Annotated in this window: 6 protein-coding genes and 1 CRISPR repeat array; of the genes, 2 read left to right on the plus strand and 4 right to left on the minus strand. The window is 42.7% G+C overall.

Going from position 1 to position 10113, the window contains the following annotated elements; all coding sequences use genetic code 11:
* Positions 1-196 precede the first annotated feature (196 nt).
* The 3 genes from RMZ95_RS33770 to RMZ95_RS33780 all read right to left on the minus strand — a co-directional run bounded on the left by RMZ95_RS33770 (position 197) and on the right by RMZ95_RS33780 (position 3473).
* Positions 197-1081 carry a hypothetical protein gene (locus tag RMZ95_RS33770; protein ID WP_322685900.1) on the minus strand — a complete coding sequence of 295 codons (885 nt, stop codon included), beginning with the start codon at positions 1079-1081 and terminating at the stop codon, positions 197-199.
* A gap of 69 nt (positions 1082-1150) precedes the next feature.
* Positions 1151-1741 (minus strand): DUF1517 domain-containing protein, encoded by a 591-nt coding sequence (locus RMZ95_RS33775; protein WP_322670996.1) that lies wholly within the window; start codon positions 1739-1741, stop codon positions 1151-1153.
* A gap of 169 nt (positions 1742-1910) precedes the next feature.
* The gene (locus RMZ95_RS33780; RefSeq protein WP_322685904.1) at positions 1911-3473 is read right to left on the minus strand and encodes a pentapeptide repeat-containing protein; all 1563 of its coding nucleotides are present in this window, start codon (positions 3471-3473) and stop codon (positions 1911-1913) included.
* 70 nt (positions 3474-3543) lie between these two features.
* Between RMZ95_RS33780 and RMZ95_RS33785 the strand changes: the two genes are divergently transcribed.
* On the plus strand, positions 3544-4380 hold the full coding sequence (locus RMZ95_RS33785) for a prephenate/arogenate dehydrogenase (protein ID WP_322670994.1): 837 nt from the start codon (positions 3544-3546) through the stop codon (positions 4378-4380).
* Positions 4381-4587: 207 nt separating this feature from the next.
* On the plus strand, positions 4588-4884 hold the full coding sequence (locus RMZ95_RS33790) for a hypothetical protein (RefSeq protein WP_322670870.1): 297 nt from the start codon (positions 4588-4590) through the stop codon (positions 4882-4884).
* A gap of 400 nt (positions 4885-5284) precedes the next feature.
* A CRISPR array of direct repeats spans positions 5285-5911; the repeat unit is 37 nt; unit sequence ATTGCAATTCATCAAAATCCCTATTAGGGATTGAAAC.
* Between the two features lie 95 nt (positions 5912-6006).
* Here the strand turns inward: RMZ95_RS33790 and hetF are convergent.
* A complete protein-coding gene (gene hetF / locus RMZ95_RS33795) occupies positions 6007-8505 on the minus strand; it encodes a cell division protein HetF (RefSeq protein ID WP_322685899.1) in 2499 nt (832 codons plus the stop codon).
* Positions 8506-10113 lie beyond the last annotated feature (1608 nt).

Consider the following 10113-nt stretch of genomic DNA (forward strand, 5'->3'; position numbering starts at 1 on the left):
GTCATATTTTTACTTCCTAGCTTTATCGTAAGCGATCATCCGGACATGATATTATTTAACCGAATAATTAATAATTCCTCCTTACCAATTGCATATATATAAAGAGAAGCCGGAGGATTGACTTGTTACCCTCCGGCTTCTTTATGCACAACTACCTTAACTTGTTAGGCAGTCTATTTATTAAACTTGGAATTGATTAACGGCGTCTGCTGCCAAAACCAGTTGAGCGACGAGGTGCTGAACTACGCCCACTACCAAAACCACTGCCAGAATTGCGTCTGGGTGAAGTGGCTCTGCCAGAGGGTTGCAAGGTGCTACCACCAAAACCAGAACCAGAAGGACGGTTATTACCTGTAGTGCTACGCGGTACATTGCGTACATTTGAATTTCCAGGATATGACCTTCTAATTGTCCCTGTATTGCGGAACGCAGTGCGATTTCTCACGGCTGCGGGTTGCGTATTATAGCGAGTTTGGTAACTTTGAACTGCTTGGCCATAGCTTCCGCCATATCCACCGAAGCCACTTAATCCTTGCCCTGATTGATAGACAGGGGGTACATAATACTGGGGTCTAAACAACATACTACCAATTGCCTGACCGGCCAAGCTACCAGCTACAGACCCAGCAAATGGTGCCCAAAAATTATTTTCTCGACGGACTACAACCGTCTCTTGTTGTCCTGTTTGGGGATTGGTTTTATTCTCGGTAACGTTGTGGACGTACTCAATTTTAAAATCTTCCGTCAGATATAAAATCGGTTGTCCTTTATCTACCTTTAGATAGGTTTTTTTACCCTGCTTGATTTCATCATCAGTTAACCGTGCCATTTGCAAATTTTCGGTTGCAAAGGTTGAAGGATTATTGTTAAGTAAAAACAAGCTGTATTCACCAGTTGCATCGTCATAAGTAGCTTGTTGTATTTGATACTCACCATCACTCAGCTTGGTGTTAGTAGAGGTTTGGCTAACGTTCTTAGCTGGAGGAGTACTTTGGTTCTCGCCACCACAAGCAACAGTTGTGATACACAAACTCAGAGCTAAAAAAACGGCTGTAAATTTACGTACTATGGTCATGATCATTGGATTATTGTCCTATCTCTGAGCTTAACAATTTATCATCTAAGTAGTAAGTACGGACTACCCAACAGATTACAAAGGAATCAATTCTGGGTAATATTGCAGCAGTTGATCGCTAGTGAGTTCATCGCCCAACTGTGCTGGAGAGAAATGCACTTGAATTGCCTTTAATCTATGTTTATAATGCAAATTTATCAATGCTTTCAATCCTTCCTTGAGCGCCTGAACGTTAGAAAGATCGGTTTCCAAATCTGGTACTTCTCCTTCATAAGCTACTGTAATCATCACAATGACGTTGCGGGTTACAGGTATAGATAAAGGTTCATTCGATCCATTGGAAGCGTAATCTGGTTCGCTAAGATATCTTTCGGCAGAGTCAGTAAATAATTCATTCACGTAATCTCCCGCTTCGCCCTCATTAAAAAATACGTCACCTTCGTTAGCAGCAGAAAGCCAATATTCATCGTATTGCAGCAGGGTTTGGCTGATTTCTACCAATCCTTCTCCTAAAACTTCTAAATCGCCATCGGCATCGATCGCATCCCGTCCAGCACTATTTAAGACTCCCAAAATTGGCGCTACTTCACCTCCCCCTAAATGCAGAAATAGGCGAAACACGACATAGCGAGTTCGACCGATCATTTTATTAAAAAGATTGCTCATTTTTTCCTCCAAAATTTTGTCATTTGTCATTTGTCATTTGTCATTTGTCATTGGTCATTTGTCATTGGTCATTGGTCATTAGTTCAATACCCGATGCCCAATGACGGCAGTTGCTCCACTTGGGGAGACCCCAAGACCGCACTGCCTCCCCAATGCCCAATCTTCATAACTAATGATTAATATAATGAAATCCTTTAACAAAATCTATAATAATATCTAATAAAGGTAATATATTTTTTGTTGAATCACTAGACATATCATAAGCTGAAGCATTAAGAGCAGAGCGATTAATAAATCTTTTTCCAAAGTTGGGATGGTCATAAACAATCAAAGTGTGGGCACTGGAATTTGTTAAAACTATTTGGGTTGGGGCTTTACAAAAATTTAATTTTGCGGCTACTTCGATATTTTTTTTCATCTGTTTAATTGTTGTAGCCTGATTCATAGCTTGTTCAAAAAGAGTATTTAATTGTTTCACTATCTGAGGCGATTTTAAGTCTTGCTTTGCAATAACTTCACTGTTAATCATTTCCACTATACTGGAGATATTTTTTTGAGTAGATGCCGCATCTAGAAAGGGAAGAATGACAATGTAAGCAGTGGGAAATAATGCTTCGTCGCTATCTACATGAAAGGTGAAAATAGTCCGGCGACGACCACTTTCGATGCTTGGAGGTTGTTTCAACCCTCGATATTCTTGAGCAATTTGGTAGTAAGCGCCAGCGATCGCAAAATTAGCTTCATGTTCTAGAGCTGCATCAACAATAATCCGAATTGTTGGCGGTGTTTCGTTAAAAAAATCTCGTGACTCTTCAGAATGGAAATTTTGGACAATGGAGCGATCGCCATTTGGGCTAAGATCGACCCATTCACAAACTATGCCTTCGGTTTTTAAGCCAAATCTGGAAGTGGCATAAAGCTTGGCTCCTGTTAAAGTTGCTCCTGTTAAGTCAGCACCGATCCATTCTGCTCTAATTAATTTTGCCTGAGTTAAATTAGCGTGGACTAAACTTGTATTTGTTAAATTGGCATTGCTTAAATCTGCGCCAATTAAATCAGCCCCGCTCAATTTTGCGCCGCTTAAATCTGCCCACCGGAGATTTGCGCTGCTCAAATCAGCCCACCGGAGATTTGCACCACTCAAATCAGCCCCGCTCAAGTTAGCATGGCTGAGATTGGCTTGTCTGAGTTCGGCATCTCGCAAATTTGCACCGCTCAAGTCAGAACGACTGAGGTCACTGGCGTTTAAGTTAGCCATCTCTAAGTTGGCTCCAGTTAAAGAAGCACCTCTCAAGATCGCCTCACTCAAGTTAGCGTGACGGAGATTTGCTTGGCGGAGTGTCGCTTCTCGCAAATCAGCACTGGTGAGATCGGCTTCCAACAAATCAGCGCGACTGAGATCAGCGCGAACTAACTCGGTGCGGATTAATGAAGCTCCTCTCAGTTGAGCGCGACTTAAATCCGCTCGAATCAAATTAGCGACGTTGAGACTGGCGTTATTAAGGATGGCGCTGCATAGATTTGCACCACTCAGTCTAGCTACATTCAGCTTGACATTGCTCAAGTTAGCTTCACTCAGATTCGCGCCACTCAGGTTGACTATACTCAAATTAGCATCGCTCAGATTTACACCACTGAGTTTTACTCCACTCAGGTTTGCTTCTGGGAGGTCAACACCACTAAAGTTTAAGACTCCTGCTGCGTATTGTTCCAGTAATTCCTCTACAGTCATTGATGCTACCCCTTGGATGCCAACTTTAATAGTTGGTAAAGTCATAAAAAACGGAATGTCAAAATCAAAAATGAATATTGGAATTTTAGGATTGGGACTGATAGGCGGATCTTTGGGTTTTGATTTGCGATCGCAAGGACATCATATCTTAGGAGTTAGTCGCCGTGAAGCAACCTGTCAAAAGGCAGTTACCTTGGGCAGTGTTGATGAAGCATCAGTCGATCTGAGCCTATTAGCAGCCGCAGAAGTTGTATTTATTTGTACACCTCTAGCCCTTATTGTGCCCCAATTTGAACAGTTAGTCGCTCATTTGCCTACGGCTACAGTCGTCACTGATGTAGGTTCGGCGAAAGCACAGATAGTCAAGGATATTACTCCCCTTTGGAAAAATTTTATCGGCGGTCATCCAATGGCGGGCAGAACAGATAGTGGGATAGAAGCTGCACAGCGTGATTTATTTGTTGATAAACCTTATGTCTTAACACCGATAACGACAACCCCAACTAATGCAATTACAGTTGTAGAAGAAATTGTGCGATCGCTCGGAGCTAACATCTATTTTTGTCAACCAGAGCAGCACGACCGCGCTGTGAGTTGGATTTCCCATTTACCGGTGATGGTTAGTTCCTCGTTGATTGCTGCTTGTTTGAGCGAAACTGACCCCGATGTTTTACAATTAGCCCAAAAGTTAGCTAGTTCGGGTTTTCGGGATACCAGTCGTGTGGGTGGCGGGAATCCAGAGTTGGGCGTAATGATGGCGCGGTATAATCGTCAAGCATTGCTGCGATCGCTACAACAATATCGTCAAAGCCTTGATGAGTTGACTAACTTAATTGAGCAAGAAAATTGGGCAGTTCTAGAGGAAAAGTTCAAATCAAGGCAACAGGCACGACCTGATTTTGTTTAATAGTTGTTGGGTGCGTTTAGCTATGGATAACGTACCCATATTTTAATTTAGTGAGTTAATTAATAAAGTTTGTTGGCTGCTTTTTTGTCAAAACAACTCTCCACAGCTACTCAGAAATTCCCACAATAAAATCTTTAAAAATGCTACTCAACAGTCTGATAGTCACCAAACCGATGTACCATACAGATAAATTTACAAAAATCAACAATGGTAGAACGTCCAATTAAGAAATCGGAACGTCAGGCTCAAGCAAACACTGACAGCAATTCCGAAAATTCGGATTCTGTAACCCCGATTGAATCTAACCCCAAAAGCTCAAAACCGAACCGCGACCGCTCGTCTGACAAAGGGAAAAAAGGCTCGTCATCTAGGGATGAAAGCAGACCACCGGTGAATCCTGCACTAGCGCGTGGCCCAAAACCGGTTAAACCTCCAACCCCCAAAGTTAAAACAGAAGAACTTGAAACCGAATCAGAATCTATCTCTGAGGAGTCTCAAGACTAAAATTACAAGTGTTGTTGTGTGTGATGTGGGAGGCTATAAGCATATTAAAGATTGAGATTTCTGACTCCGAAGGCAGCGATCGCGCCCCCCATCACCATTAGATTATTTTTAGCGATCGCGTCTCTCATAGAGTTACTGTATGTCAAATGCGCGAATGGGTAGGTGTACAAATTCCACAGCCACAAAAAAGTGCTTCTATGTCAATACCAGTAAGCATTTCACCCCAATCATCACCCAATTATCATCCGCGCAATCTCTGAAATGCTTACAAAAACTAGGATGTCAGCCTTTAACTTTTCCCAGCACTCTTCCCAAAGGAATTTTCTAATGCTATGATTGCTCCAGAATCGCGCAACCGCACCTTGAAAACTAAATACAGCTTGGCTTTCAGGCTCCCGCTATTGCAATTCATCAAAATCCCTATTAGGGATTGAAACAAGCGGATCAAGAGGATTACAGACCTTGGCTAGTATTGCAATTCATCAAAATCCCTATTAGGGATTGAAACTAATAGATGGCGCCCACACTCCCTACACTTGCAAATTGCAATTCATCAAAATCCCTATTAGGGATTGAAACCAGCGGCGATTGGGTGTAGGGGTAAGTAATAAGTAATATTGCAATTCATCAAAATCCCTATTAGGGATTGAAACATCTTTGCCATCCATGAAGAAGCGCACAAATCTGACAAATTGCAATTCATCAAAATCCCTATTAGGGATTGAAACTTGTGAATACTGTACCAGTCAGCCAAGATCAACATTGCAATTCATCAAAATCCCTATTAGGGATTGAAACGGAAATCCAATCCAGTTTTTATTAGCAGAAAGATAAGATTGCAATTCATCAAAATCCCTATTAGGGATTGAAACTCTTAACACCATCTTTGGAAGTGCTGAGGATACCGGATTATTGCAATTCATCAAAATCCCTATTAGGGATTGAAACTACGACGGCAACCAAATCACCTCAATTAGCCACGCTTCACCAATTGCAATTCATAAAAATCCCTATTAGGGAAGCTGAAACCCCATATAGGTTTTAGCATTAGCGTTGCTAAAACCTTCTTCCCTCCTGCCTCTTGCCTGATCCGAACGACAAATATTTACACGCACCTACTTATTACAGTTCTTCGCCTTTTTCTTGAAGGAGCGATCGCCAATCTTCAATCGCCTTCTCCGTCCACAGCCAATTTTTAGCTAATTTTTCTACCTGGAAATTTTCTCGATCGGACTTGAGAACCGTTTGCCGCAATTTGATCGCTTCATTCAAATATTGCGTCTGCTTACCATTAGATTGACTAAGTGCAGATTTATACAATCCAAGAGCTAAACCAGCATAAGAAGTTAAAGCATCTTGAGGAACTGTTGTATTTCTGGATGTTGAATTTGTGTTCTGTTCTTTGAGAGCTAAATTCAAAGCCTTGAACCAAGCATCATTGGCGCGATTCAGATTGCCTTCTGTGTAGTAGGCAAATCCCAAAGCGTTATTATATAAAAGCGATTCGGGTTTAGCTTTGGCAGCAGTTTCCCAATAACGACGGGCATCATCAACGCTATAGTTATTGTCTCCAGTTTGGATCGACTGCCACGCCAATCGCCCCTTGTAAAAATTCACAGATGGATCGTCAGCTTGTTTACTAGGAATTAGTTTTAAGGAAGTTTCAGCCGCAGCCAGTGCGCCGCGATTCAGTAGTTCTTCTACAGCCAATAACCCACCTTGCAAGTCACCCTGACTCAATTTTTCCGTAGCAGTAGCGGTGACAATTCCAGTTGCTTCTATTCCTAAATCGATATTCGGCTGCTTTTGAATCGGTCGAGAATCAGGTAGAGACTGGGCGGGAATTTCTGGTATTTTAGGCAGTGCTTGGGGGCGATTTTGCCACCAATTTAAACCGATCGCTGCTGCGATCGCACCGATCCCCACAACACCCACAATCGGCCACAACTTGCGGCGACGGGTACGATTTCTTGACGGGGGTGGTTGCGATTGCGAAAAATTAGACTTTTGCCAATTTTCCTCAAGGTTCCCAGGAGTTGGAGGTGGCGGTGGTGGAACTTCTCCCCACAAATCTGCTGACTCTTCTGAGGAAGTCGTTTCCTCTGAAATCTGGCTTTGGTGAAGACTATTTTCGCTAATTTGTCGATCCGGTTCAGTTGCAGGTTTTTGGTTATCTAGCTGACGAAACAAATCCGAAACTATCGCAGAATCTTCTTCATAGCTTGGGTCATCATACTCAATTTCATCAACCAGATCGCCCCAAGTATCTTCACCTAGCCAGTCCAACCCAGAATCTTGCGTCAAACCACTAGGAATCATATCTTCCATTCCTAAAGGCATCTCGCTATCATCAGGTATACCAGGGTACATCATGGAAGTTACCCCTAAAGGCGAACTATACTGATTCAGCGAATCTGTACTTGTAGATACCTCAGTTTCCTGACTTAAAAAACCGTCAAATTCTGGCTGGAGATATAAAATCGGTAATGCCCAGTACATCTGGTGAGAACCATAAGCAGAAATTAATCCTTGGCGCACCCGACTTACACACAAATCTACTGGATATCCCTGACTTAAATTGCGGTAAAACAATTGTGTGAGCGTCAACGCCACTTCATCAGGAATCCGTTCTGACATCGCCAAAACGCTTCTAATTCCGCGCTTCACCAGACTTTCCGCTAAGTTTCGTTCGCCAGTATCTCCAGAGGGATTGGACGCTGCTGTGTATGCCCCCAAGCAGGAATTAAACACTGCCATTTGGATATTATTGTTGACGAGCAAACCTGCCAAATCGTCTCCAGTCAAGATTTCCGTTAAGCCAGTTCTGCGACTAACAAGATAAATTTCTCCGCCATTTGCGCCTAAATTACTATGACCAGAGTAATGGAGAACGTGATATCTACCTTGTTCTAGGGCTTGCGTCAGTTCTTCCCGTCCTGGTTGGTCTAAGACAGTAAGTTCAATTTCTGGGAAACGATTCCGACTTTCACCAAGTCGTGACGTTTGACGGTGAAGTTCCGCTTGCAGTTTAATTGCTTCTTGTTTTTGTAAGTCAAGACGGACTTGATCTGAGGGAGAAGCAATTACCATCAAGACTCTGACACCACCTTGTTCTGGTGGTGTGGGCATATTTTGCGACCGCAAAGGAGAAGCCCCCAAAATTCCACTTTGGAAGCGAGAAAAAGCCACATAAGGCCCAGTGGCCAGAGGGCGATCGCCTGCGTGCATCACTTCCCAAGGCAAACGAGCTAATCTAGTGTCTTTTAGCCCCAAGCGTAAGCGTAGTACTTGTTGATGGTTCTGAGCAATACCTTGGGCAGTAATCCAACTATCTCTGAGAGTGCCTTGAAATAGGGCGTTATAAAATTGTTGACCCAACGCCACCAAATTCACAGAGTTTCTGGCGATATCGCTTTCATGTCCACCAGAGGTAAATGGATCTCCTTGCAACACTGAATTCAACGGGTCATTCATCAAATGCCCAGCAGCCATCAACCAATCAGCTATAGGCCAAGTCACCAATTCTTCTGCCAATGGTACCCCAGGCGCGACTTGTTCCGTCCGCACCAAGTAGTCATTTTGCCCTACTGGGGTTACGGAAATATGGAATTCCTGGGTCACAACTTCTCCTGTCCGCCTCCTAAATCTGGTTTGAAACGCGAAAGTTTCAAGTCGATTTTTCGCTTTCTCTGATAATTTAGATGCATCCTGCCCCTGAATGTTTCTGATTCGGTGTCGTTTTGGTTTTTCTGCCTTTACAACTTTATCCGGATCGGATTACCTGGGTCTAGAACACTTAATTGGTAGATGCACCTTGATCTTCAACTCCCCTAGTTGGCTAACACCCACTGGGGGTTTTTTTATTTTTGGCAAACAACAGCAACTTCTGACGCAGATATTCTCTACCAGAAAATAGTGCTTAATCCTAGAATACTTGATTAATAGATGGATGTCCCTCGATCTTTAACTCCCCTAATTGAGTTAATATCCACTTTGGTTTTTTTGAGACACGATAACAATCAATTTTCTCATAAATTTATCCGGAGCATGGTGGTTAAACCTAGAACATTTAAGTGGTAGATGCACCCTGATAACTAGCTCCCCTGGTTGGCTAACGCCCACTGGGGGGTTTTTTTATGAAAATTGAGTCCTATTGATTAACCCTGAAACACCCATTTTGTAAAGCAGCGCACCGATCGTTTAATTGGTAGGTCTGTCCTGATAACTAACCCCTCTAAGGTTTTTCTTCGATCGACAAACAGTAACAACTTCAACTTCTGCTAATTTATCCGGTAGCGACCCATTTATTTTAGAAAAGATTATTGGTAGATGCACCCTGATAACTCACTCCCCTGGTTGGTTAACACCCACTGGGGGTTTTTTTTAATTGCATCACTGATAGCGATCGCAAATGCCTCTCGTAGAGAAATGTAAGCGAGTCTTTTCCTCTCAAAGATGCTACGCGTAGCTTGCTTTTCCATAGAGGTACGAGCTTTACAGCCCATCGTAGACATCAACTCTGATTTAGTTCATTTTTCCCGGAAGATGCTATCTGCCCCTAGAAAAGATTATTGGTAGATGCACCCTGATAACTCACTCTCCTAGTAGGTTAACACCCACTGGGGGTTTTTTTATTAAAAAAATAACTGACCCTGATAACTCACTCCCCTGATAGGTTAACATCCACTGGGAGTTTTTTCTACTACTTGCGTTACCAATAGCGAGACGCATTTGCGTTTCGTAAAGAAATATTAGCGAGTCTTTTCCTCCTTTTCCATAGAGGTACGAGCTTTACAGCCCATTATTGTAGACATCACCTCTGATTTAGTTCATTTTTCCCGGAAGATGCTAGCTGCCCCTAGAAAAGATTATTGGTAGATGCACCCTGATAACTCACTCTCCTAGTAGGTTAACACCCACTGGGGGTTTTTTTATTAAAAAAATAACTGACCCTGATAACTCACTCCCCTGATAGGTTAACATCCACTGGGAGTTTTTTCTACTACTTGCATTACCAATAGCGAGACGCATTTGCGTCTCGTAGAGAAATGTTAGCGAGTCTTTTCCTCCTTTTCCATAGAGGTACGAGCTTTACAGCCCATTATTGTAGACATCACCTCTGATTTAGTTCATTTTTCCCGGAAGATGCTAGCTGCCCCTAGAAAAGATTATTGGTAGATGCACCCTGATAACTCACTCTCCTAGTAGGTTAACACCCACTGGGGGTTT

It is taken from the genome of Nostoc sp. DedQUE07 (assembly GCF_034530975.2).
GTDB lineage: Bacteria > Cyanobacteriota > Cyanobacteriia > Cyanobacteriales > Nostocaceae > Nostoc.